The sequence below is a fragment of the Flavilitoribacter nigricans DSM 23189 = NBRC 102662 genome, from assembly GCF_002646595.1.
GTDB classification, from domain to species: domain Bacteria; phylum Bacteroidota; class Bacteroidia; order Chitinophagales; family Saprospiraceae; genus Flavilitoribacter; species Flavilitoribacter nigricans.
This window is the reverse complement of the sequence record NZ_PDUD01000076.1, coordinates 1-21858: the sequence shown is the minus strand read 5'-3', so window position 1 is coordinate 21858 and position 21858 is coordinate 1. Positions and strand designations below refer to the sequence as shown.

Here is a 21858-nt window from a genome sequence, read left to right as displayed (position 1 = left end):
TCGCTCACGTCATCTTTGAGTAGAGCGGCAATCTGTTGGAGATACACCTCAGGGAGTGCTTCCTGGCCACTTAGGGCCTGGGCGGCGGAGCGGCGGACTTCGCTCACGTCATCTTTGAGTAGAGCGGCAATCTGTTGGAGATACACCTCAGGGAGTGCTTCCCGGACCCTCAGGGCCTGGGCGGCGTGGCGGCGGATGAAGCTATCTTTATCTTTGAGTAGAGCGACAATCTGTTGGAGATACACCTCAGGGAGTGCTTCCTGGCCAATCAGGGCCTGGGCGGCGGAGCGGTGGACGTCGCTCACGTAATCTTTGAATAGAGCGTTAGTATGTTGGAGATACACCTCAGAGAGTGCTGCTTCCCGGACCCTCAGGACCTGGGCGGCGGGACGGCGGACGTAGCTCACGTCATCTTTGCGTGGAGCGGCAATGTGGTTGTCAATGGAATCATTAAGTAACTGCTGTTGAGTCAAGATCTTAATTGCGGCGATACTCAAATATCGATATGTGCTATCAATTTGAGAACTGATGATGGCGTGATATTGCGGTGGTATATGTCCTGCCCAGGGAGTATCCGCTAAGCGCTCCAATGCGGCCTGCTTTACACTTACTGATGAGTCCCGTAGCGCCGACATCAGGCCTTCCAACTGCCGGTCAGACCGAGTGGAGTCTTGTTCAAAATATCCGAAAAGGTATAGTTCCTGCCCGTAGCTATTTTGAAGCAAAAGAAAAAACAGCAGCGATAAAAAGAGCTTATGCATCGGAATGGGGTTTTGTACGTGTGGCCTTGCTTTTGACTAGCAAGATAATAATTTTAGCTAAGCTTGTATTTTGATCAATACCAACGAAAAAAGCCGGGACATCCCCATGCCCGGCTTTATACATACCAAATACAAATCTGCCCTTAGGCAGCCTTATCTTGCTTTTCTTCGCTGACGATCTCATAGATGGCATCCCCGGCGATGACCAGGCCCACAAAGGCCCGCTGCCAGCGTTCGTCATCCACAATTTCGCCGTAGCGGTCGCGCAGGCGGAGGATCTCCGCTTCGCTCAGATCACTCCATTCCTTGGGAATGTTGCGGGCACCTTCGAAGGCGCGCGGAATGATCGTCAACGGTCGAAAGAAATTGACGAAGTCTTTTTTAAGGTCAACCTTCCCGTCGTCTTCTTTGGAAAGCACGATGGCTTCCTTGATGCTGACCGCCAGATCGAAAACATCTTCGGTTTCCTTGATGTCGTAAAGCTCTTCTTGAGTATTCATGGCATTATATTGAGTTTACAAATAGTGTTATACGCATTCGTGCTCGATGGCCGCCGGCACCGCGAAGGTGTTCGCCTGGCGGAGCTCCTGTTTTTTGATCCGTCCGGCGTAGGCATCCGTTGCAAACAGGATCTGGCGGTCTTCCGGATCGTAGCCGCCGATGCGGTAGATCTCCACCGGAATTTCCCGGCCCACAATGACCTTTAGGAAAATGCCGGCATAGTAGACCGCATCCTGATAATCCATGTGATCGGGCACGATAAAGCCCCGGCGGGTGAAGTATTTCTCGACCAGAGCGGTGAGCTCGTCCACCAGGGCCGGGCCCGGTCGATCGGTGGTCACTTCAACGACCAGGTCGTGCACGAATAGTTCGTGCAGGTTGGCTTCACTGCGGGTTTTCCAGTAAACCTTCCAGCTATCCGAAGTCGGGATCAGCAAGGTCCGCTTTTCGCGGGTCGGTTCTTCCGGCTCGGGCTCTGGTTCCAGATCGGTTGGTTCTTCCGGTTCGCCCGGCTTCTGATCCAGATAGCCCGGCACGATCGGCACCCCGGCACCGGTGCGCAGATCCTCGCCCGTATCGTAGATGTCTTTAGCGTGATCGGACAGGAAGGCCTCCAGCTGGCCCTGCGTTTTGATCTCCGGGAATACCGACAGGATCAGCGCACAAACACCGGCCACGTGCGGGGTTGCCATACTGGTTCCGGATAGGTAGGCGTACGATCCATTTTTGTGGGTCGAGTAGACCTGCTCTCCCGGGGCAGCCAGATCTACGGCCGTGCCGGCACTGGAAAAGCGGCTCGGTAGGCCGGTTTTGCCCATGCTGGCAATGGTGATCACTTCGGCGTATTTGCCCGGATAACCCACATTGTTGATGCCTTCCCGGTAGCCTTCGTTGCCGGCAGCGGCTACCACCAGGCAGCCTTTGCCGATGGCATAATCGATCGCTTCCTTCAGGATCTTGCTACTATTCGGTCCGCCCAGGCTCATGCTGATAATCCGCGGCAGGTCGTTCAGCTCGCCTTCCATTTCCAGATCGGCGATATAGCGGATACCGGCCGCGATCCAAGAGTACGCTCCGGAGCCCGCATCGTTGAGCACCTTAACCGGTAGTAGGTGCGCGCCCGGGGCTACGCCGATCACCCCGATCTCGTTATCGGTTGCCGCGGCAATGCCGGCACAGTGCGTGCCGTGGCCGTGGACATCGATCAGACTCGGGGAGTCGGTAAAGTTCTTTCCGTAGCGGTTCAGTGAATTCTTTACCAGATCCGGATGGGCAAACTCCCCGGCGGTATCCAGAATGGCCACTACGGCGCCTTCGCCGCGGGTTTTGCCGTACACCTCGCCGGCTTTCAGGTATTCGTGCCCCCAATCCTGGATCTGGGTGGCGGATTTGATACTGACCGGCCAGACCAGGTAGGGCGGCAGGCTTACATCGTATTTCTGTTGTGCTTTCATCAGCTTATTGTTGAAGTATTTTTTCCAGCACCCGGCTATTTTGGTCCAGGGCTTTGGTATTGTCTTTAATAATGGTCTGGAGCATTTCCATTTGCTGTGCATTGCAGTCATCGTTTTTCATTGACATCCAGTAGCCGAAGGCGACCAGCAGGATGACCACGAAGGTCTGTTCGCGGATCTTATCGGCGATGATGCCCAGAATGCCCGCCTTGTTTTTCAACTCCGTCATAAATTTCATGAGTTAGTGGGGGGCTTTTCGTTTAAAAAGTAGCGTGTAGGATAAATGGAAGCCGGAGGAAAACACCAGGCTTAAACCGATCCAGATCCCGGCCCAGATCCAGAGATCGAGCTCAAAAAACAGGCTTGCCAGCAGCACTAGCACCGTGCGGTAGCCGGCCAGCATCACGGCCTGGAATAAATGCCAGGCATCGGTCAGAAAGACCAGCCAGGTGGTGCTCAAAGGGAACTTTGGGCCCTGATCCGGATCGCCGTTCTTGTACTTATTTTTCCAGCTCTCCTTCGGGTTCCAGAAAAGGGGATCCCGATCGGCAAAGCTGGATTTGGCGTAGTGGAATTGTAGGGTATCCATGATGCCTTTACAAAAGCCGGCCAGTACCCAGAAAAAGAGCGCTATAGATAGTTTGATCATCATGTCCTTAAGGTTTATTCCAAAGGATCACGTACTCCGTACCGGTGCTCATCAGGGCATAGACTTCAAAGGCATTGTCCATCGTCAAAGTGGCATTGCCTTCAATGGTACCGCCACTGGCCACACTGATCGTGCGGGTGGTGACCCCATCGGTAGATGAATTAGCGATCACGATGAACATCTTCCCGGCATTGCCGGTAGCTACGGGGAGCTCCATGGTGCCGTTGTTCATGATCACCGTACTGGTATTGGTAGCTGTATTTATTCCATCATCACGGTAGTTGAATTCTCCGTCGAAGACCTTCATGAATTCGCCATTGGCATCCACCGCGTAATTGCCCCAGGTGGGGTCGGTATCGTGCCGCAACTGATCATACTGAATCAACCGCACATCCCCATCCGGATCAATATTCATAGCCTGATCGGCTTCATTGGCGATCACCACCGTATTACCACCGGTGCCGTTTTGAATGGTCAGGCCTACCGCACCGGTCCAGAAGCGCCAGTCGTTGGCCGCTACCGGGGTCTGGAATTTCCATTCCGGATAAAAGCCGTCGGTGCCTTCAAAAACGATATCGTGGGTACCCACGCGGAATTCGTTGATCGAGCCGTCGAGGGTAGCAAAATCGCTGCTGCCGGCCGTGAGGTCGACCAGGGCATCCTTGATCAGCGCCTCACCGGTGCCGACCGTCATGCGGGCCAGGGTGTCGCCGATCAACCGGGCTTCTTCGCCCTGAAAGGTGGCGCGCTCGTCCTGACTCTGGACGATCAGCTGACCACTGGAGCCGGTGTGCGTTATGCCCAAAATGCCACTGGTAGTAGTAGCAGTAAGTCCGGAGCTCGCTGTTATGGCAATATTGTTATTTCCGACAATAGTAGTTGGCGTGAGATCCAGGGATTCCCCGGAGCCTTTGAAGATCTGGAACTGATAAGCATCCCCCGAAGGATACATGCCAAGATAGCCTCCGTTATTAGCAGTGAACTCCAAAGAATTTGCTTTCAGATCAGAGTACCCATCACCATCTTCCAGGAATATACCGTTTGCATATAGGTAATTGTAATCCGAACCATTGAATAAGGTTAATGCAAAAGCATTGGAATTAATGTCAACGTTTCCTGATTCCAATTCTGGCTTTAGCCAGGTTGCACCGGGAGAGTCGACCGGAATAAGCTTTCCGGTGCCATCAAAGGCGGCGTATTTATTCGCCGTTCCAGTAATCGTCGTTCCGGTTCCGTAAGCGGGTAATCTCATAGCTCCGGTAGTTCCTTCCAGGCTCATACGAAGCCGGTTGGAATTATTAGTTGTACCATCGGCCAGAATCATTTTTAGTTCACCAGCAACATTGGACCCAGATACAGCGGCAGCTGCGCCGGCAATAGTCGCGAATTCGGAAGTACCATCAAGATTGGTATATCCTTTGAAATTGATTTCCCCAATTTTATTACCGGCAGTTATTTCAGAACGCCCATTATAGGTGCCGTCGCCCATACCCTTAAGTAAATTAATTTCGGAGAAAGCAGAATCAGCTCTGGAATTCAGATTGATATAGGAATTAGCATTGTACCGCTCCAAACTAAAATTGGTAGCACTTACATTGATCCCAGCGGCGTAATTGTTGAAATCATCCGTCGACTCCGAAGTAAAATACAGGTTATTGATACCGTTCGGGCCGTAGTCCGTGCGGTAATAAGTTCTACCCAATCGAAGATAATTGAATCCGGGTACAGTAGCGATTACATTATTTCCCGCTTCCAGCTCCGGCTTCAACCAGGTACTCGATCCAGCTTCACTCACCACCCAATTATCGCCATTGTAATAAGCCGTAGCGCCATCATCGGCCACGAGCACATCGCCAATGGTCGGATCATTCACCGAACTGGTATCGGCCGCCGTAGCGCCCGTAAAAACGCTGTCCTGATGGCTGGCCACATACTGATCGATGAGCAGCATATTGTGCGATTCGATCCGGCTTTTGAGCTGTTGGGAGATCCCGATGTTGTTATCCGGCACGAATAGGGAAAGGCCCATATTCGCCGTTTCCCGGGAAACAAAACCCACGCCCACCGGTGTACCGCCCACGCTGTTGACATTGCGCAGGTCCACATCGGCCTGAAGAAGATTGGAAGAATTCACGGCCATCACTTCCCAGCGGTTGCCCTGATTGTCCCAGATCACATCACCCGCCATTATGTTATTGGCAAAGTACTGGTTCGTCTGATCGCTGAACGCATCCAGCGTGCCGGTTACATCGGAAGTTCCTCCAGCCGAAAAGCTTTGGAAGGTGAACTTCCCGACAAAGCCGGTCTGGGTCACGGCCTGGCTAAAGGCCGACCAGCTGATCAGTAAAAAAGAGACGATATAGAGAAAGACTATTAAGCGCTTCATAAGTTTAGAATTGAAGTTTTACCCGTACCGGCGTGCCGACGCCGTTGATATTGGCAATGGTGGTACTCGATGTACCGGCACCAACCGAAGTGGTCTGAGTGGTCACGCTAACCGCTCCCGGTTCGCGCTGGGTACCTGAGCCGTCGATCAGTTTGATATCCGGCACAACGGCATCCGAAAAGCTGGTATTCCAGTTGCCGGAAGCCCCCGACCAGGTCACATTGATAATGGCTTCCCCCCCAACCGTAAATTCGCTTCCGGCATTGGTAAAGTTCTTTTGTAAACTGGAGACATCGGTATCGGCCGGGATGGTGACCACGTAGGTACCTTGCGCGCTGGTGGATACCGTTACACCGGGCGTACAATAGCAGTAAAAGCCCTGTCCGGCATCGTAGATCGATTTAGTTTCACCTCCTCCAGATCCGGAGAAGGTCACCCAATTATCGCCGTCATAAAAGCCGAGGTTTCCATCGTCGGTAACGATTACATCGCCAACGGTTGGACTTGATATGTTGGTCGTATCACCCAGATCAGTGCCCTGATACACACTATCGCGGTAAGCGGCAATAAACCGATCGATCAGCAACATATTGTGGGTTTCTACGCGGCTTTTGAGCTGCTGGGAAATCCCGATGTTATTATCCGGAACGAGTAAGGATAGACCGACGTTTTCGGTTTCTCTGGTTAAAAAACCCACGCCCAGGGGCGTGCCGCCGGCACTGTTGATATCGCGCAGATCTACGTCCGCCTGAAGCAGGTTAGACGAGTTGATCACCATTACTTCCCAGCGGTTACCCTGGTTGTCCCAGATCACGTCTCCGACCTGAATATTATTCGCAAAATATTGGTTGGTCTGATCGTTAAAGGCATCCAGGGTGCCGGTTACATCCGAGGATCCTCCGGCGGAGAAACTTTGGAAGGTGAACTTACCGACAAAGCCGGTTAAGGTTTCGGAAGGCTGAGCGCAGGCTGATACCGTGAGTAACAGCAGGCTCAGGAAAAACAGTAGCTTTTTCATGGTATTATTTTGAAAATAGTGGAATTCAAATTCAGGCTTACAGTATACCCTTAACCCGTACCGGTGTACCCACGCCGTTGATATTGGCGATACTGGTCGCGGTCACGCCACCTGCCACACTGGTATGCTGCACGGTTACGGAAAAGGAAGCCGGTTCGGCCTGGTTGTTGTTGCCCAGGATCAGTTTGATATTGGGATTAACCGCATTGGCAAAACTGGTATTGAAAGCGGCCGTATTCCAGTCCAGATTCAATTGAACCTCACCGCCGGGCGTAAACTCCGTTCCGGCATTGGTAAACTGCTTTTGGAAAGATTCCAGAATGCCACCGGCAGGGATATCAAAGTCGTAGACGCCCTGGCTGCCAGAGCTGACCACGATACCGGCCGTACCTTTAACCATGAAGCCCAGACCCGCATCGTAGATGCTGATCGTGGTACCGCCGCCACCAGCCAGGCTGGAGAGATCTACCAAAACGGTAGCTCCACTATCCATGGTCAGCACCAGGTTGTTACCACCATCCAGGGCCGCATTCGCCACAAAGTCGTTGGTATCCGTATCGATACTGGAAAGATCCACGGTGACGTTGCCACCGCTGATCCGGGAAAGGGTCAGCGTATCACCGGCGAGGTTAGCGGCGGTGACGTAATTATCGGCTCCACCGCCACCTTCTCCCCCGAGATTCGCTATGATGTACTCCAGTAGTTCTTTGAGGCCCACCGGCTGATCGAGCCCTTCTACAAAAAAAACGGGCTCCATGTAGGCTCCCGCCTGCTGGCCCCGAAGTGTTACGTTTTGAAGATCGTTTAATCCAGGCATTTGCACTTATTTTGCTCCGCGTTTATGAGTAATGGTCAAAGATGAATTCAACCGTTTTATTCGATTCTTTTACTGCCATACTTCGTTACTTCATCAGTCGCGTAGCTAAGGCTATGCTCCTTCTTCGTGCCTCGTCTGACAGCAAAATAATTCGCCTAAAAAGGCTGCCTTATCTTTTGCCCATTCCTCGGGCAGATACTATGATTGCGATAATGACCGCCAGCAGCACGACAAACATGCCGATCAGGATGATGTCCGCAGTGCGGTCTTTGGTTTGAAAATCCTTGGGGCTCATCCAGTCCGGTAGTCGACCGTATTTGGCCTGCTTGTCGACTGATACAAAGTCGAACACACTACCGACCATCCCCGCTATTGCGCCTACTGGCTCCATATTCTTTGGTTTAGCGTCGCATGAAATACAGCACGCCCAGGCCCGCCGCGATCAGGATACCGAGCAGTAAAAAGGTATCGCTCAGGCTATCCAGTTTTTCGGCGGCTTGTCCTTGGCTGTCCAGTGGATCCAGGATCTGATCGATACTTACCCCACCGGCACATGGATCGTAGCCGTAGGCCAGGATCAGGGCCTGTTCATCGACGTATTTCCCGCTGCACTGGAATTGCTCTTTAGTGAGACTCGAATCGCCTTTGCAGGCATTCTTACACGCCTTAAGCAGATCGGGCTGCAGTGCGTACCAGGATTTGCAGCGCTCCTTACAGGCCAGTCTTCTACACGCTTTTCCACCGATGCAAAACCCCATTACTTTTTGAATTTTAGGGTGAGTAGTACCGCCGCTGCGGCTAATAGCACGATGAAGATCCACAAGGGAAAATCACAGATCCAGCCGGGCATCCATTTAGGACAGCCTCCAAGACCATCGCCCATGCCCAGGCCGAAAAATCCACCCCGGCCGTTCATTTCGATCAAATCATCGGTACCGCCGCCATCACCGGGCTCGTAGACCGGTTCCTGCTTAAGCAATCGTCGAAATTCGGTTCTGATCCGGCTTTGGGGCACAGTGCCTTCCTTGCGGCTTAAAATGGCCGTCATCTGACCGTTTATCACCCGTACAAAAAGCAGAGTCGGCAGCCGGCTAATGTTGGTTTGACTGAGGATCTCCGCTTCCGGATCTTGGGTTACATCGGTTTCAGCTACGCCGTACATACTGGCGCGTACATCGCCATTCTCCTCAAACCATACCGTGTTGGCATCCGAGATCACCTGGTTGGCGCTGGGGCCACCTTCGTGGACAACGTACATCAAAATGCCGTCGTAATCGCTCGATCCAATGGTAATGTTGGGCATGGTTTTATGTTTGAGCAGGCTTCAACCTTAGTAATTGGCCTGCAAGCGTCCCTTTTTAGCTTATACTTCGTTGCAGAACCGGGCTTGATAGCTATGGCTATCATCCCGAACCTGTGCCTCGTCTAAGCGAAAAATGGATCGCTTTCGACTCAAAGACCAAGGTTAAAGTCTGCTCAGACTTTGGCCCGGATGCTATCGATATCGACATTCCATCCCGGGCAGCTTTTATTGGCATAATCCCGATGACCGGCAATGGCCAGTCGTCGGCCTAATTTTCGATTTAAGTATCGGATCACCCGCACCACGGCGGTTAATTGTTGGGGTGTGGGCTCCAGCTCGTCGTAATTGCCGATGAGACACACGCCGACGGAAACCGTGTTTTGTCCACTGGCGTGAAAACTGATCGTTTCCAAGTCGTTGACCTGGTACACCTTTGCCTCCCGATCGATCATAAAATGATAGGCAATCCCGGGACACCCGTTATCACAAATGTGATTGGGTCCGGTGTGGTAATGGGCAATGGCCTCAATCGTTTGACTCGCCGGTGCGGCCGTGTGGTGAATGATCACCTGTTGGATCTGATCCAGTGTCCGCCGGTCATAATCCCGATCCGGATGCAGCGGTAAACGCGGTCTTAGATCGGTGATCCAGACTTTGGGTGCCGCTGCGGTCAGCAAAATGACCAGGGCCAAAACAATCACGATAATGGCCGCTTTCCGGATCATTCTATCGGTGCTGGACCACCACCGCAATTACAATCACCGTGCAGCTTTTGATAGCTGCGGTATTGCAGGTAAAGCCCCACTACGGCGATGGCCAGGATGATGATCGGATATAAGCGTTTAAAGTTCATGTTGCGTTAGTTGATGCTGACATCGCTACGCGATCGTCAGTATTAGGATGGAGGTGAATCGGGAACGCGGTAGAGCTCCGCTAAGGAGTTCAGGCCACTGGCAGTTTGCACGTTATCGGCGTAAGATCCTTGCAGGACCTTTTTGGCCACCGGCTCTTTGCCTTCTTCGGCCGCCTGGATCTCCCGCACGTACTGGGCGGTGGAAATGATCCGGCCGTCGGCCAGTTGGACCATACCTTCGTCCGATCCGGTGAGGATTCCCGCAATTTGCGGCTCTTCGCCTTCTTCAGCCGCATCAAACAGCTCTTGGTATTCGGCCAGGCTGACGATATCGCCGCCCGTTAGCTTTACCATGCTTTGATTAGCGCCGCTGAGCACCCCCGTGATGTTACTACTTACAGATGCCATGAGCATTCGTGTTTTTACTTCAGGACGCGGGCGTAAATGGCCAGGGCTCCCACCAGGGCCAGGAATAGGGCCAGTCCTATCCAGAAAGCGGAGATCTGATCTACCGCTACGTCAAAACGTACCCCTACGCCGTCCTTTCCGAGTGAAAAAAATGGTTCGTCCATTTTAAGAGGTTTGGTCCAACAGGGCGCGGCTGCGCTTGGCCAGGTATTCTTCCGAAAGAACAATTCCGGCAAATACAGCTCCGGCCAGGACCAGCAGGGCCAGGCCCCAATGAAGGTTCGTAAACTTCATGATTTAAGCATTTAGTCACGGTCGGTACCGAATAACTTATCGATATCAAAGCCGCGAATGAGTATGAAAACTACGGCGGCCGTGATGGCCACCGTCATCCAATTTATTTTTAGGTTTCCCATTGGCTAGATCTTTATCACCTTCTGCTTAAGCAGGAAGTAGAACACAATGAGGGCTGCTATCACCATGCCCACGGTAAACCACATCTGGCGACCTTTCGGAACGGTTTCCTGCCAGCTGGGCTGCGGATCCGCACTTTGCACGCCCAGACTCTTTTCATCCACCATCGTGTGGATATCGGGCAAAGGGCGAACGGTAGCCTGACGGCCGGTGCCTTTGTGACCATCCAGATGGCTCAGTACCGGGTTCTTGAATTGTAGTGCACTCATTTTTTCAGGATCAATAGCAGTACCAGGAACAGGATGGCGCCGATCAGCACATAGAGCAGGGTATTGTCTTGCCGTTGGGCGTAATACTGGCCACCTGGAGGATAGTTCGGCCGGCAGCGGGCGGAATTAGGTGAGATCAGACACATCAGATCACCGGCCGCTCCTACGGCCGTATCTCCGTTGTCTTCCCACCAGTCCCAGAAACTGCGTTTCTGTTTACTTTCCACTACCGTACCTTGATTCTCCCAGGGTCCCATCTGACTGCGTTGTTGGTTAGTAATGGGTACTGCGTAGTGAGTATTGAGTACTCGCTACCCAATACCAACTACCCACTACCGGTTTACTGTTTCCGGCCCAGCTCCGCTTTCTGGTAGATCCCGAACAACACTTCACAATCGGGCTCCTGCTCGTAGACCAGGGCCGTGCGGTTGGTGATGATCGTATGATCGGAGAAAGTGTTGATGGAAAGCTGATACTGACCTTCGTGGATACCCATATCCGGGTAGATGGTCTTCAGCAGGCGCGGTTCACTTCCTTTGGAAGAGTCGTACACTTTGATCGGACGGGCAAATTGAGACAGGGCCACCTGATCATTACTGATCTGTGGATCCAGGGATACCACCCGCTGCTTGATCACATCGAAAAAGGTTGCATTGTGTACGATATCGTTCAGGATGAACTGATACTGCGCGGTCAGACCGATGATGTTTACCGCCGGGTCCATGGCGAAATTAAAGCCTAACTGGTAGCCACGGCCACCGTCGAAAAGGACGACTTTAACCGCTTCACTGAGACCGGCCGTACTTACCTTCAGGGCAAAGTACTTATCGGTACCCAGGTTGGGCAGGCTTCCGCCGGCTTCTACCGTCGGGACCACCGTCGGCCGGTTGATCATGGCTGCGGGCTTGTTCGGAACTACCACCCGCCGCTGACTTGCTTGTCGAAGCATAATTCTTTGGTTTATTTAGGAAAAAACCTGTTTGATAACTTTCTTCGACAATATTCGGGATAGATCCGGGCTGCGACAAGGCTTTGATACAGGTGGGATCGATGGGAGTTTTGGGAGCGATGATGTGGACGTCATCGGTGGGATCTCCCGGCTAAATGCAGTAGCGACCGAATGGGAGCTATTGCCATTTTAGTCATTAGTAGCAGAATTTCATTTTCTAATTATTTTGACAGCCTCCATGAAAAAATTTCTTCTTATCTCCATAAGATTCCATTTTGCCAATCTAATAGTATCATCTCTTGTCGTTCCTCTTGGGAGTATTCTTGCTCTTCGTTTCCATCTGTAATATGATTCCATTAAACATTTAGTAATGTTAATCCTGCTTACTTCTTTAGAATCTGCACTTTTTAAAGTTGAAAATGGAAGCCCCCAATAAATATATGTATCCTCGCTATTGGTTCCTTTAGTGATATTATTTGCTCTATGAATTGTTTCTATAATCGAGTTGTCAAAAATTTCATTATAAAAATATTCCGCTACTTCTTCAGCAACACCATTTTTTACTGCCCATAAAGTACCAATATATCCTCTAACTCCACTATCTAAAAAATGCTCTGAGATACCTGACCAAGACCAACATGTGTTGTTAAAGATTATCGGAGAAGTATGCCACCCAGCCACCATGTTAAATAAAGCTTGGTAAATAAAATCTGAACATTTAATCGAACATGAATCAGGGATAATAGATTTGCGAGTGCCTTCATACTTCTTTTTTGAATTAATAGCATTAATCATATCTGAAAATACATAATTAGGATACTTTTGTTCTTCTAATTCCTCACTCTTCCAAATGAATCCATTAAATTTTCTCCAAATATGTTTATGCTCAACCTTAATTAAATCTTGCCCTCTTTCTGGTTGAAAACTTATTACATCATCGTATTCAATGACATGCTTATTCCCATCTCTATCTGTAAATTCTTTAACAACTTCAAATCCGTTAACTTCTCCTCCATGGCTGCAAATGTGAAGTAAATCATAAGGATATTCCTTTACATGCATGTCAATGTTAGACACTGAAGCATTCTTACCTATCAATTCTTTAACCCAAAAATTATGATTTTTAAACGCCTTTATTACAAAATCTGTCTCTTCGTCAGTTCCAAACTCTAATGGGGAGAAGACTACCGTGGAACCTATTGGGTTTTGATTTTCATAATAAATGCTATCAACAATAAATATATTGGGATACCTAAGTAAATGTATATAAGAATTTGGAATGGAATTTTTAATTATTAGGGAGTAGGGAGCACCTATTGTGAAAAAAGTTGCAAAATCATAGTCTGAAAATTCGATGTCGTTTATTCTGCTAAATAATTTTGCAATTAATTCATTGTAACATGAATCGTCTCCATTTTTCCATTCTTCAATAAGTAATTTCACCTCTTTAACATCACTTTCTTGTAGAGGATTGATTAACTCTATATCTACCCCCATTGATAAGGCTAAATTTATTGCAGAGACTACAGATGTAGTTTTATTGTTTTCAATAACAAACAAGCCAGAATTTTTAAGATTTTCATTTGTCAGGCAATCAGCAGTACTTTCAATGTTTAATTTTAATTTTTTCCTTCCTGCTATCAGTAACCCTAATAAAGCTTCATCAGGCCTTACATCGAGGAAATCTTCCTTATCAAAAGCAATACCTCCTAAATAAGCATCAACCTCATCAACAGAGTCAATTTCTATTGTATTGTAATCTTCTAAATAGTCGAAATAACTCTTTTGCTTTTTATCTAATCCAGCTACTATTAAGTATTCACACCCTCCAATCTTCTTTATTGAATTATGTATTTGAATACTAAGTTCTTCGCCTCTTGTTCTTGATATCCAATGTTCATCTATGATTTCTGTGAATTCTTCAGGCTTACCTATTGTAGCGGTTGGAACTTCAAAAACACTTAAAAAGGTATCATCTTGTTGTAAATACGAAGAAATCACAGCAGCAAGATTAGCGTTTCTCCTATCGACAATACATATATAATTTTTATTAAACTCTGGGACGTTCATTGGGGATGATTAGTTTTTATTTATGAGATTGGAATTTTCTTTTCTTTACTACTAACTGGCTATACGAACAAAAATTCTGCATAGCTAGGTATATACTTTCGTTACAATCCGAAATATACCAATAAAATCCCCATCAAAAAAGCCCTCCATTCAAAGAATAGAAGGCCCTGCAAAAAACACCTAAAACCCTATATCATTTAGTCTTTCGGCCAGTATTCATCCTTATACCGCTTCACCAAAGTCTTCGCCGTCGGGCTATTCTCCTTAAGCGCCTGCCCATTCTCTCGGCGCGTCACAAACCGCTCATTCGGGTATTCTTCCACGAAATAGCGCTTGCCTTTGTACTGTAGTACTTCAAAATTGAGCAGATCCGGCTCCGCTTCGGCCGGTTTTTCCTTAAGCAGGATGGGGCCATTTTGGGTGAGGTAGGCGTGAAACGAGCGGATGATCTCATCGATCGTGGAATTCGGGCCTACTTCGATGCCCGGAATGTCAATTTCCTGGCTTCCCGCCTTAAGGGAAATGGAGAGTTGCGCCTTTTGGGCTCGGCCTTCCGGAAAGAAGGTAGCATTGTAAAAATTGCGGACGGTATCGGCAGTCATCATGCGGGTTCGGTTATGGAGGTTTTGGGAATGAAAGCGGTCGCGTCGTAATCTGGAAGCCTTAAGACAAAATTGTTTTTAGAGCTGGACCAGGCTTTTCTTTGCTCTACCACCCTTTCCACCAGCTCTTCCAGATCTTCTTCTTTAAGCGGTGAGTACGCCAGTACCCGCAGTTGGAATTCGTAAGGATCACCCCAAAATGAGGTCACTTTTACGCCCGTATCCAGCCTTTTTCCGGTGCCGGATAATTTTTTTTCTCTTAAGGAAATCGCCATGTATATAACTATTTTGATTACAAATATATCTCTTTTTGCGTATTTTTGAAAGGTAAGATGATGATCCCATGCACAAACTTTACGGTACTTACCTGCTCTACCTGGTGGAAGAGATCCTGAAAAAGGCGGACGACTCCTTAAGCATTAAGGAGATCGCCGCCCGGATCATCCGCCTGGAAAGTTCCCGGGAACAGTACAACCTGGAAGAGCGGGTCCGTCGGGCCCTATCCTGCCTGGAAGATGACGGTAAGCTCCTTAAGCAAATGCACCGGATCTATCCCAATATCCATTCGTACAAGTACAAGCTGAATCAGTATGAACAAAAAACAGAATTCTCTTAAGCAGCGAGTCGCCCGATTCACGGATCGCTTTAGCCTGGGTAATACGGTGACCAGTATGGCACTGTCCTTCCTGCCGCAGTTCACCGAAAAGCTGACCGGCATGGATAAGCCCGTCGCAGAAGGCGGCCTGCTTAAGGAAGGCGAAGACAAAATGGCCTTTATCCTGACCCAGCAGAACGGGAAAATGATGGTCACCGTATCGTCTTTGTCCTTCAATACCGAAACCGGCCAGATGATGATCAATAAACCGATCAGTAATCAATCCCTGGAAACTTTATTGCAACAGCAAAATGATGATGAGCATGAAGAAGACTAACACGGCCCAAACCGAGGCCCCGGAGAAAAAGTCGGTAGCGGATCCCGAAGTGGCTCCCAAGGCAGAACCGGCTCCGATCAGCGATGCGGACAATTTCTTTTCGGTTTCCTCTAAAGACCGGGAAGCAGAAATGAAAAAGTACATGCAGGAGCTGGCCGCCCCCAAGGAAAAGATGGACGACGTGGAGCTGGAGTTCATGGATGATCCGGACGATCCGGCGGGAGATCCACAGATGACGCGAGAGGAACAGGAGCTGGCCGGCTACCTGGATGTGAGCGACGGCCACAAGGAAATGGCCCGGGTGATGTTGATGGGCATTGATAAGTTCCTGGCCTTTATCGCTTCGATGATCACCGGTATGGATATGGACCGCTACAAGCGCTCGAAAAACCCGGATAACTACGAGGTGGAAGTCACGGCGGCGATGATGAAAAAGTACGAAGTGCAGATGTCCCTGGAGTGGATGTTTGCCGTGATGATGATCGGAGCTTATAGCCCGGCTTTCCAGAAGGCTTACGCTGATCACAAGGCCATGAAGGCGAAACGGGAGAAGGAACGCCGCCAGGAGGAGCTGCGGATCCTTGCCCAGAATATTCACCGAAACTAGACGAGCCATGGCCAATCATAGAGACGCCCAGACAACGGTAATTTTCGGCCGCAATGGTACCGGTAAATCTACCTTTTGCCAGCGGATCGTCAAACACCTGAAAGGCCGCTGCATCGTGATCACCTACGGCGGCATGCCGAAGATCTGGCGCAAATACAAACGGATCGATCCGTCCAAAAAAGAGGACTGGAATTGGAAAAGCGGTATCCGGCAGATCTATTGGGTGCAGCATGAGGAAAAGACGGCGGATTATATCTATAAATATTTCCGGGGCGGTACCATCGTCTTTGATGATTGTCGGGAATACATCCCCGCCCGGTTGGATACGATCAAACCGCTAAAACGGATCGTCTCCAGCTTTCGCCACATGGAGCTGGATCTTTTCTTTGTGGCCCACGCTCCGGGGGATGTGCCGAAGCAGGTCTGGCGCTACAATTCCACTACCTGGGTGGGTGCTACGGATGACCTGATCAACAAAAGCGATATCGGCCTGGGTAGTGCGGATAAGATCGTGAAGGCGCAGGCGGTAGTGAATCGGGCTTTCCGGGAGGCGAAACGAAAGGGGGATGGCAGTCATTATGGGATTTTTTTGAGGGTGGTGCCGTGATGGATAATTTTTCGCCTTTTGCTCGGCAAAACGGGAAATTATCCAATAAACTCTCTACATATTGTTGTTAATAATTAAAGCTAGAGTACATAGCCACAATTTTCAGCTCTTAATAATTGTATAACTTCATATCTACTCGGCCTCCTGTCCATATCTGGTATTTTGATTATACATAAAGTAATTTCGGTCATATCCGAAAAAAACAATAATATGTTATATCTATCAGTTATAAGATGGAACAGATGATATACTTTGGCTAGAAATTTTGATCAGTTTTAGATTGAGGTACTACAACCACCACCGCCTACATTATCCTGTTCTATTTTTTACATCATTATAATTTAAAATTGGCAATATGAACCCTGAAGTCTTGAATGCTAACAACTGGAATATAAAGATATCTCTTCCAAATGTTGCAGAAATACACGTGCTAGTTTCATGGAATTTGCTTTTTAGTCGCGGACAACATTTATTCTGCTTAAGTTTAGCAAACCACTTTCAAGACCGGTGGCATGTTACTTCCTGGCTAGAGATAGAACTACTATTTCACCCCAATGGTGGCTGTGTTCACTTAAACATTGATCATGTTGAAATAATGAAAAAACAAGTTGTTACATCAAAAAATAAACTTCCACAATGGAGTGATCCTAAACCTATTTCTAAAGAAGCATGGGACAATGCAAAACAACATAAATCTGGGAAATATGGAGTTAATCATCATCTTGGATTGAATCTTGCTAAAGGCTTGAGTTATATAATAAGTGGAAATTCAGGCTATCCAGAAAAATATGCTTCAGATCTAAGAGATCCTGTAATTGAACGTTTAAAGAACAGAGGATTTATAGGGGATAACAGTCAAGTCTACTGTAAAATAGGCGCTTATTTCGATGCAGGGGTCGGAGTAATTATGAATCAATCTGCTGGTATATATTTTGGATTAAATACCCGTGAGTTCGGAGCTTGGGCTGAATCCGGTGTTAGTTGGGGTGTATTCATTGAATTATCTGCAGGAATGATAATTGGTTTGTATTGGGGGGATTCTTTTTTTGGAGATCATGACATTCTCACTTTTACCGTTACAGACGGTGCATTTAGTGGAGGGGTACGATTATATCAAGATCCTGGCTCATCATCAGTTTCTGGATTTGAATTGGTGTTAGGAAAAGGGCCATCTTTTGGAATAGCTGTTGGGGCAGTTGAAACTATTCCACTAAGAAAACCAGGCGTTCAATTGGTAAAATAAATGGCATTGCTTTTAAACTTTGAGTCCTATCAAAAATGGAGATTTGCGGTCGGTTTAAAAGACCATATACTTTTCTAAGAGTAGAGGAAGTCCTCAGAGTATTAGAAATACACACATATTTTTATTCAGGGTAAGTTATTCTATCGACCAAAAGAGTTTTTTTTTGTATTTACTTTTTTTCTGATCTTTCGCAGTCCGTTCCGATAAATAGGAAAATTGACACCAATTTCCTTATTCAAATCCAATGTTTACGCGGGGTGCCAGGGCTCAATTTGATCCAAATCCTTACCGAATTACCAGGTAAATAAGAAAGGAAAATTTAGGTCTGAACCATAAAGGCTTTCTGAAAAAGCACCTGATCAGTTCGAACATAGTCCGGTTGTCCACCCAGATATTAAAAAGATTCATCATGTGTTGTGGTGGATCTTTTTATTTTTTGGCCGTTGCCGTGCCGCAGTCGCCGCCGAGTTAAGGTTTGCGGTTTAGCATAGGCGGCGATTGGCGGCAGTGCATTGTTCCCTGTTTTTCTTTTCGTCAAATTACTAATGAGCGAACTGGGTTTTATTAACTTATTTTACCCAAAAGCATTTCTGAAATCGAATGTATCGAAATAGGTTCGCAATGAGGCGATTTTGCCACCTGAAATATCATACCATTCCGAAACATCTAGGGAAACTGTTGCACCATTTGGCATACCCACTTTTACATGGATTTGGGTGACGACCGTATTACCAATTTTAAGAACCCTCAGTTGTTCTACGCTAACAATAGAAGCAAAAAAAGGCGTATTGGCGGCAATAAACGCTTCTTTGCCTTCTACTTGTGCTAAAGGTCCGACAAGTTTAACATCATCGGTTATCATACTTTGCCAAGCGTCAGTTTTTGACAACATGGCAGCATAAAAGTCTTGATAGACTTGTAGCGCTGATTTTTTCATTCTTGATTGTATTATAAATTTAGTTTTTAAAAATTTTTTGTCCCGCTCAGCTGTCTCATATTATTATTTTCTGTCGTGTCGGTTTATTTATTTTTTTCTTTTTGATTGCACGGCAACTCTTTGTAACCGCCATTATGGCGGATAGGAACCTATATCCTATACAAGAATGAAGATAGGTAAAAAGACTTTTAGACCATAAACGCTTTTTGAAAAAGCACCTGATCAGTTCGAACATAGTCCGGTTGAGGACCCAAATATTAAAAAGATTCATCATGTGTTGTGGTGGATCTTTTTATTTTTTTAGCCTTTTATTGATAAACAGAAGCGATATCGGCCTGGGTAGTGCGGATAAGATCGTGAAGGCGCAGGCGGTGGTGAATCGGGCTTTTCGAGAGGCTAAACGTAAGGGTGATGGGAGTCATTATGGGATTTTTTTGCGGGTGGTGCCTTGATACCCATTTATAGAGATTCGGCGTTCCAACCACCGAATAGCGGTATTGATGGGCCTTAGGAAATACTACAGATAGCGGATACTAATTTGTTTAATGCGCAAATGTTATCCATTTTAAATTATTTTTTGTGCAAATTTTGATTCCTTCTCTTAAAATATGAACTCCCTTAAGATCCGAATCATATGATTTGCTTCTCCAATTTAAATGCTCCTCAGTAATTTCTATTTGGTCAAAGGATTTCAATAGTTCCCCAAATTTATCTTTCCGCCATCCCCCAATGATTGGGTGACCAGCCCCACTTGGTAGCCCAAAATCGTAAATTGGTTCAATTAGATTCGTCCAATCTAAGATTATATTGTAAGTTTTCAACTTATTTATAATTCCATCAAAAATCCTTCCCAATTTTAAATTTCCTCCTGCATGGTTTAGATTTACCCCTAAATAATCAACAATAACAATTAATGCATACCCATATGCAGATGGGTCTTGAAATGAATCAGCGTAAGGACTCCCATTTATTATTTGTCTAATTGCTGTTTCAATTGAGATAGGCCTTTCTTTATCCTGCAAGGCATAACAACTGTATATCCTCGTAGATTTAATTTCTTTTATGAGATTTTCATTTTTTGAACTGAAAATCGATTTCAATTTGTTAATTTCTACAGCATATGGCATTAAAGAAATCCCCATTTTATTAATTGAATTATTATAACGTTACGCTAGACGATCGGCCGGAGCTCCAGCGGAGGCTGGGCGGCTAGCGGGTTGTTGGGCTTAGTTTAGTTCTCTAAATTTTCTCTTTTGATTACTTGCTCGTACTCATAAATTTCCATGATTTCTTCACCAATGTAAACTGTTTCTGGATACTCAGGATCTTTTATCAGCCTTACAACCACTCTACTTAAATACTCAGGATCCTTGAGCTCTGAGAAAATTACTGAAGCTAAATCTTCCATTCTATCTAGAACAAAAGAATCTCTCAATTCATGCTTAACACTGTAGTATGTTATTCGCATTGAGGATTCTGTGCCAAATTCACCGTACTCTATTCCTATTTCAATTGTGGGCAAACCAGACTCTAATAATAATCGGAACTCATTCATTGAATTGTCAATCAATTCTGGGTTTTTAAACTGGCTACCTGCATCAATGGAACAACCAAAAATGAACTGCAACAAGATGAGATATGAGAATATGAGATTATTATTTCGCATATTTCATTATTGAAATCATTTTTATTGAGCCCAACGTTTCGCTAGACGATCGGCCGAAGCACCGCTGGCCGGAGGTTGTAGCTCCGGCGTAGTATCTCTCGCTGGCAGCTTCTTTTTTTTTCAAAGGGGGTTATCTGCTGCCCAGCATCTTACACGTTATTCTCAAAGTACTGTTAGCCGTATTGTTGATCGTCATTGCGGCTGTGATGAATCTTAAGCAATGTTACTTTCTGTTCTGAATGAAATTTTCAAAACTGGTTTTTAGTTGGTCCATAGCTGGCAACAAAAAGCTACCTGTTTCTTGGTTTCCTATAACATTTACTAATCCTCTTGAATCTCGTAACCATAAATAACCCAATAACCAAGCTATAAATGAATCCAGTTTATCATCATCGTCAATTTCTTCAAATTTTGGCTTTAGCGATGAATTAACTTTTATTTCCTCAAACAGTAAATGATTTAAATCTTCCTTAATTTGAAACAAAGTGCTCTTTTCCCCTTTATATTGCCAATTATAATCTTCATCCCATTTCTTATTGAGCCATACCCAAATTGCCAACCCTGGATGTACTTCGACTATATAATTATTAATTGTGTTGACAATTTCTACTTCTGAATGAATATGTTTAAACGGTAACTCTTTTTTACAATACTTGCCCATAATAGGCAACCCAAATAACCTTTTAGTAATAGTCCAATGGGGAAGTGAAGAATAATTGCCAACACTTATACCTTTGAACTTTTTCTCATTCGTATCTTTGACATTAACGTTGAATCCAAAATTATTTGTGAAAAAATATTCTATATCTCTTTTAGTTAAACTATTCGAAGAGTTCTTATAGCGGATTTCCTGAATTTCATCTCTCGGTCCCGTTAACGGAGCATCACAACAAATTAAAATTCTTTGATCATTATCTTCTTCTATAGGTAAAAGAAACTCTTTTAATTTACTTGATGATAAATCATCATACTTTTCACCATCGAAAAGGGTTGAGTTCTTCCCTGGGTGGATATCAATACCAATGATTTTCATTGCTCAGAACTAATATCTTTTTTGACTAATTGCGTACAATACCTGGCTAACCAAGTAAAAGTACTCAATTGCTAAATATTACTATAATTGGATGAAGATAATCAAAAGCAATATACCTTGTAAAGGTTTGTTAAGAAACTAGACTGATCCACTCGAACCTCTTCCGGATAGTTATTTCCGGACACAACGACAACGACCGCCGAAGGCTTTATTGACTATATTGGTACTACCACAAGTGAAGTACTGCCCCCGGGCACCGGTAGTGTGCTCTTCCCAAATCGCGCAACCAAAAATAAGTAGAGAGTTATTTCAAAATTATCTAACTTTCAAAAAACTTATCAGATGCGTAAGAGTGATTTTACCGAATCTCAACGACTGG

Annotated in this window: 31 protein-coding genes; 5 read left to right on the top strand and 26 right to left on the bottom strand. The window is 46.5% G+C overall.

Going from position 1 to position 21858, the window contains the following annotated elements; all coding sequences use genetic code 11:
* The 22 genes from CRP01_RS40630 to CRP01_RS40545 form a co-directional block, all read right to left on the bottom strand.
* The coding region (locus tag CRP01_RS40630) for a HEAT repeat domain-containing protein (RefSeq protein ID WP_170110754.1) at positions 1 to 761 on the bottom strand (761 nt) is incomplete at its 3' end.
* Between the two features lie 143 nt (positions 762 to 904).
* Entirely contained in the window at positions 905 to 1261 is a 357-nt protein-coding gene (locus CRP01_RS40625; protein ID WP_099155849.1) for a hypothetical protein, read from the bottom strand.
* A 27-nt stretch (positions 1262 to 1288) separates the two neighbouring features.
* Positions 1289 to 2716 (bottom strand): S8 family peptidase, encoded by a 1428-nt coding sequence (locus CRP01_RS40620; protein WP_170110753.1) that lies wholly within the window; start codon positions 2714 to 2716, stop codon positions 1289 to 1291.
* A gap of 4 nt (positions 2717 to 2720) precedes the next feature.
* Positions 2721 to 2954 (bottom strand): hypothetical protein, encoded by a 234-nt coding sequence (locus tag CRP01_RS42080; RefSeq protein WP_143473758.1) that lies wholly within the window; start codon positions 2952 to 2954, stop codon positions 2721 to 2723.
* A gap of 3 nt (positions 2955 to 2957) precedes the next feature.
* A complete protein-coding gene (locus CRP01_RS40615) occupies positions 2958 to 3368 on the bottom strand; it encodes a hypothetical protein (RefSeq protein WP_099155847.1) in 411 nt (136 codons plus the stop codon).
* Between the two features lie 4 nt (positions 3369 to 3372).
* A complete protein-coding gene (locus CRP01_RS40610) occupies positions 3373 to 5751 on the bottom strand; it encodes a hypothetical protein (RefSeq protein ID WP_099155846.1) in 2379 nt (792 codons plus the stop codon).
* A 4-nt stretch (positions 5752 to 5755) separates the two neighbouring features.
* Entirely contained in the window at positions 5756 to 6769 is a 1014-nt protein-coding gene (locus CRP01_RS40605; protein ID WP_099155845.1) for a hypothetical protein, read from the bottom strand.
* Positions 6770 to 6806: 37 nt separating this feature from the next.
* Positions 6807 to 7586 (bottom strand): hypothetical protein, encoded by a 780-nt coding sequence (locus CRP01_RS40600; RefSeq protein ID WP_099155844.1) that lies wholly within the window; start codon positions 7584 to 7586, stop codon positions 6807 to 6809.
* 169 nt (positions 7587 to 7755) lie between these two features.
* Positions 7756 to 7977, bottom strand: a complete 222-nt coding sequence (locus CRP01_RS40595) for a hypothetical protein (RefSeq protein ID WP_099155843.1) — start codon at positions 7975 to 7977, stop codon at positions 7756 to 7758.
* A gap of 10 nt (positions 7978 to 7987) precedes the next feature.
* Complete coding sequence (locus CRP01_RS40590; protein ID WP_099155842.1) at positions 7988 to 8344, bottom strand: hypothetical protein; 357 nt, start codon at positions 8342 to 8344, stop codon at positions 7988 to 7990.
* Positions 8344 to 8889, bottom strand: coding sequence for a hypothetical protein (locus tag CRP01_RS40585; protein WP_099155841.1), 546 nt, complete (start codon positions 8887 to 8889; stop codon positions 8344 to 8346). The genes CRP01_RS40590 and CRP01_RS40585 overlap by 1 nt, the downstream gene beginning before the upstream one ends.
* Before the next feature lie 173 nt (positions 8890 to 9062).
* Positions 9063 to 9614, bottom strand: a complete 552-nt coding sequence (locus tag CRP01_RS40580) for a peptidoglycan recognition protein family protein (RefSeq protein ID WP_099155840.1) — start codon at positions 9612 to 9614, stop codon at positions 9063 to 9065.
* Entirely contained in the window at positions 9611 to 9742 is a 132-nt protein-coding gene (locus CRP01_RS43280) for a hypothetical protein (RefSeq protein WP_262510358.1), read from the bottom strand. Before CRP01_RS43280 ends, CRP01_RS40580 begins: the two co-directional genes overlap by 4 nt.
* Before the next feature lie 42 nt (positions 9743 to 9784).
* Positions 9785 to 10150: a hypothetical protein gene (locus CRP01_RS40575; protein ID WP_143473757.1), complete on the bottom strand. Its 366-nt coding sequence runs from the start codon at positions 10148 to 10150 to the stop codon at positions 9785 to 9787.
* 14 nt (positions 10151 to 10164) lie between these two features.
* Complete coding sequence (locus CRP01_RS42645) at positions 10165 to 10314, bottom strand: hypothetical protein (protein WP_170110752.1); 150 nt, start codon at positions 10312 to 10314, stop codon at positions 10165 to 10167.
* Position 10315: 1 nt separating this feature from the next.
* The gene (locus CRP01_RS43275; protein WP_262510357.1) at positions 10316 to 10444 is read right to left on the bottom strand and encodes a hypothetical protein; all 129 of its coding nucleotides are present in this window, start codon (positions 10442 to 10444) and stop codon (positions 10316 to 10318) included.
* A 125-nt stretch (positions 10445 to 10569) separates the two neighbouring features.
* Positions 10570 to 10833, bottom strand: a complete 264-nt coding sequence (locus CRP01_RS40570) for a hypothetical protein (RefSeq protein ID WP_099155838.1) — start codon at positions 10831 to 10833, stop codon at positions 10570 to 10572.
* Positions 10830 to 11090, bottom strand: coding sequence for a hypothetical protein (locus CRP01_RS40565; RefSeq protein ID WP_099155837.1), 261 nt, complete (start codon positions 11088 to 11090; stop codon positions 10830 to 10832). Before CRP01_RS40565 ends, CRP01_RS40570 begins: the two co-directional genes overlap by 4 nt.
* Before the next feature lie 83 nt (positions 11091 to 11173).
* A complete protein-coding gene (locus CRP01_RS40560) occupies positions 11174 to 11782 on the bottom strand; it encodes a hypothetical protein (protein WP_099155836.1) in 609 nt (202 codons plus the stop codon).
* Positions 11783 to 11992: 210 nt separating this feature from the next.
* Complete coding sequence (locus tag CRP01_RS40555; RefSeq protein ID WP_099155835.1) at positions 11993 to 13852, bottom strand: hypothetical protein; 1860 nt, start codon at positions 13850 to 13852, stop codon at positions 11993 to 11995.
* A gap of 197 nt (positions 13853 to 14049) precedes the next feature.
* Positions 14050 to 14457, bottom strand: a complete 408-nt coding sequence (locus tag CRP01_RS40550; RefSeq protein WP_143473756.1) for a hypothetical protein — start codon at positions 14455 to 14457, stop codon at positions 14050 to 14052.
* Positions 14454 to 14729, bottom strand: coding sequence for a hypothetical protein (locus CRP01_RS40545; protein ID WP_099155833.1), 276 nt, complete (start codon positions 14727 to 14729; stop codon positions 14454 to 14456). The genes CRP01_RS40550 and CRP01_RS40545 overlap by 4 nt, the downstream gene beginning before the upstream one ends.
* Before the next feature lie 68 nt (positions 14730 to 14797).
* On the opposite strand from CRP01_RS40545, the gene CRP01_RS40540 reads away from it, so the two are divergent.
* The 5 genes from CRP01_RS40540 to CRP01_RS40520 all read left to right on the top strand — a co-directional run bounded on the left by CRP01_RS40540 (position 14798) and on the right by CRP01_RS40520 (position 17843).
* Positions 14798 to 15070: a hypothetical protein gene (locus CRP01_RS40540; RefSeq protein ID WP_099155832.1), complete on the top strand. Its 273-nt coding sequence runs from the start codon at positions 14798 to 14800 to the stop codon at positions 15068 to 15070.
* Positions 15045 to 15386, top strand: coding sequence for a hypothetical protein (locus tag CRP01_RS40535; RefSeq protein WP_099155831.1), 342 nt, complete (start codon positions 15045 to 15047; stop codon positions 15384 to 15386). Before CRP01_RS40540 ends, CRP01_RS40535 begins: the two co-directional genes overlap by 26 nt.
* Entirely contained in the window at positions 15373 to 15993 is a 621-nt protein-coding gene (locus CRP01_RS40530; protein ID WP_099155830.1) for a hypothetical protein, read from the top strand. The genes CRP01_RS40535 and CRP01_RS40530 overlap by 14 nt, the downstream gene beginning before the upstream one ends.
* A 7-nt stretch (positions 15994 to 16000) precedes the next feature.
* Positions 16001 to 16600, top strand: coding sequence for an ATP-binding protein (locus CRP01_RS40525; protein ID WP_099155829.1), 600 nt, complete (start codon positions 16001 to 16003; stop codon positions 16598 to 16600).
* Positions 16601 to 16955: 355 nt separating this feature from the next.
* The gene (locus CRP01_RS40520; protein ID WP_099155828.1) at positions 16956 to 17843 is read left to right on the top strand and encodes a type I phosphoribosyltransferase; all 888 of its coding nucleotides are present in this window, start codon (positions 16956 to 16958) and stop codon (positions 17841 to 17843) included.
* Positions 17844 to 18417: 574 nt separating this feature from the next.
* Here CRP01_RS40520 and CRP01_RS40515 read toward each other — a convergent pair.
* From CRP01_RS40515 to CRP01_RS40490, 4 genes are all read right to left on the bottom strand, one after another.
* Positions 18418 to 18780, bottom strand: coding sequence for a nuclear transport factor 2 family protein (locus tag CRP01_RS40515; RefSeq protein ID WP_099155827.1), 363 nt, complete (start codon positions 18778 to 18780; stop codon positions 18418 to 18420).
* Positions 18781 to 19322: 542 nt separating this feature from the next.
* Positions 19323 to 19922, bottom strand: a complete 600-nt coding sequence (locus CRP01_RS40500) for a DUF7691 family protein (RefSeq protein WP_143473755.1) — start codon at positions 19920 to 19922, stop codon at positions 19323 to 19325.
* 89 nt (positions 19923 to 20011) lie between these two features.
* Entirely contained in the window at positions 20012 to 20446 is a 435-nt protein-coding gene (locus CRP01_RS40495; RefSeq protein WP_099155823.1) for a hypothetical protein, read from the bottom strand.
* Between the two features lie 223 nt (positions 20447 to 20669).
* Complete coding sequence (locus tag CRP01_RS40490; RefSeq protein WP_099155822.1) at positions 20670 to 21479, bottom strand: DUF429 domain-containing protein; 810 nt, start codon at positions 21477 to 21479, stop codon at positions 20670 to 20672.
* Between the last annotated feature and the right edge of the window lie 379 nt (positions 21480 to 21858).

Bases quoted from the DNA above. Each gene is read 5' to 3' on its own strand.
- CRP01_RS40610 (WP_099155846.1), bottom strand. From the start codon at position 5,751: ATGAAGCGCTTAATAGTCTTTCTCTATATCGTCTCTTTTTTACTGATC.
- CRP01_RS42645 (WP_170110752.1), bottom strand. From the start codon at position 10,314: ATGGACGAACCATTTTTTTCACTCGGAAAGGACGGCGTAGGGGTACGT.
- CRP01_RS40590 (WP_099155842.1), bottom strand. From the start codon at position 8,344: ATGGGGTTTTGCATCGGTGGAAAAGCGTGTAGAAGACTGGCCTGTAAG.
- CRP01_RS40550 (WP_143473756.1), bottom strand. From the start codon at position 14,457: ATGATGACTGCCGATACCGTCCGCAATTTTTACAATGCTACCTTCTTT.
- CRP01_RS40625 (WP_099155849.1), bottom strand. From the start codon at position 1,261: ATGAATACTCAAGAAGAGCTTTACGACATCAAGGAAACCGAAGATGTT.
- CRP01_RS40515 (WP_099155827.1), bottom strand. From the start codon at position 18,780: ATGAAAAAATCAGCGCTACAAGTCTATCAAGACTTTTATGCTGCCATG.
- CRP01_RS40490 (WP_099155822.1), bottom strand. From the start codon at position 21,479: ATGAAAATCATTGGTATTGATATCCACCCAGGGAAGAACTCAACCCTT.
- CRP01_RS40560 (WP_099155836.1), bottom strand. From the start codon at position 11,782: ATGCTTCGACAAGCAAGTCAGCGGCGGGTGGTAGTTCCGAACAAGCCC.
- CRP01_RS40525 (WP_099155829.1), top strand. From the start codon at position 16,001: ATGGCCAATCATAGAGACGCCCAGACAACGGTAATTTTCGGCCGCAAT.
- CRP01_RS43275 (WP_262510357.1), bottom strand. From the start codon at position 10,444: ATGAAGTTTACGAACCTTCATTGGGGCCTGGCCCTGCTGGTCCTGGCC.
- CRP01_RS40530 (WP_099155830.1), top strand. From the start codon at position 15,373: ATGAAGAAGACTAACACGGCCCAAACCGAGGCCCCGGAGAAAAAGTCG.
- CRP01_RS40495 (WP_099155823.1), bottom strand. From the start codon at position 20,446: ATGCGAAATAATAATCTCATATTCTCATATCTCATCTTGTTGCAGTTC.
- CRP01_RS40615 (WP_099155847.1), bottom strand. From the start codon at position 3,368: ATGATGATCAAACTATCTATAGCGCTCTTTTTCTGGGTACTGGCCGGC.
- CRP01_RS42080 (WP_143473758.1), bottom strand. From the start codon at position 2,954: ATGAAATTTATGACGGAGTTGAAAAACAAGGCGGGCATTCTGGGCATC.
- CRP01_RS40545 (WP_099155833.1), bottom strand. From the start codon at position 14,729: ATGGCGATTTCCTTAAGAGAAAAAAAATTATCCGGCACCGGAAAAAGG.
- CRP01_RS40535 (WP_099155831.1), top strand. From the start codon at position 15,045: ATGAACAAAAAACAGAATTCTCTTAAGCAGCGAGTCGCCCGATTCACG.
- CRP01_RS40620 (WP_170110753.1), bottom strand. From the start codon at position 2,716: ATGAAAGCACAACAGAAATACGATGTAAGCCTGCCGCCCTACCTGGTC.
- CRP01_RS40500 (WP_143473755.1), bottom strand. From the start codon at position 19,922: ATGGGGATTTCTTTAATGCCATATGCTGTAGAAATTAACAAATTGAAA.
- CRP01_RS40520 (WP_099155828.1), top strand. From the start codon at position 16,956: ATGAACCCTGAAGTCTTGAATGCTAACAACTGGAATATAAAGATATCT.
- CRP01_RS43280 (WP_262510358.1), bottom strand. From the start codon at position 9,742: ATGAACTTTAAACGCTTATATCCGATCATCATCCTGGCCATCGCCGTA.
- CRP01_RS40585 (WP_099155841.1), bottom strand. From the start codon at position 8,889: ATGCCCAACATTACCATTGGATCGAGCGATTACGACGGCATTTTGATG.
- CRP01_RS40540 (WP_099155832.1), top strand. From the start codon at position 14,798: ATGCACAAACTTTACGGTACTTACCTGCTCTACCTGGTGGAAGAGATC.
- CRP01_RS40570 (WP_099155838.1), bottom strand. From the start codon at position 10,833: ATGAGTGCACTACAATTCAAGAACCCGGTACTGAGCCATCTGGATGGT.
- CRP01_RS40600 (WP_099155844.1), bottom strand. From the start codon at position 7,586: ATGCCTGGATTAAACGATCTTCAAAACGTAACACTTCGGGGCCAGCAG.
- CRP01_RS40580 (WP_099155840.1), bottom strand. From the start codon at position 9,614: ATGATCCGGAAAGCGGCCATTATCGTGATTGTTTTGGCCCTGGTCATT.
- CRP01_RS40605 (WP_099155845.1), bottom strand. From the start codon at position 6,769: ATGAAAAAGCTACTGTTTTTCCTGAGCCTGCTGTTACTCACGGTATCA.
- CRP01_RS40575 (WP_143473757.1), bottom strand. From the start codon at position 10,150: ATGGCATCTGTAAGTAGTAACATCACGGGGGTGCTCAGCGGCGCTAAT.
- CRP01_RS40565 (WP_099155837.1), bottom strand. From the start codon at position 11,090: ATGGGACCCTGGGAGAATCAAGGTACGGTAGTGGAAAGTAAACAGAAA.
- CRP01_RS40555 (WP_099155835.1), bottom strand. From the start codon at position 13,852: ATGAACGTCCCAGAGTTTAATAAAAATTATATATGTATTGTCGATAGG.
- CRP01_RS40595 (WP_099155843.1), bottom strand. From the start codon at position 7,977: ATGGAGCCAGTAGGCGCAATAGCGGGGATGGTCGGTAGTGTGTTCGAC.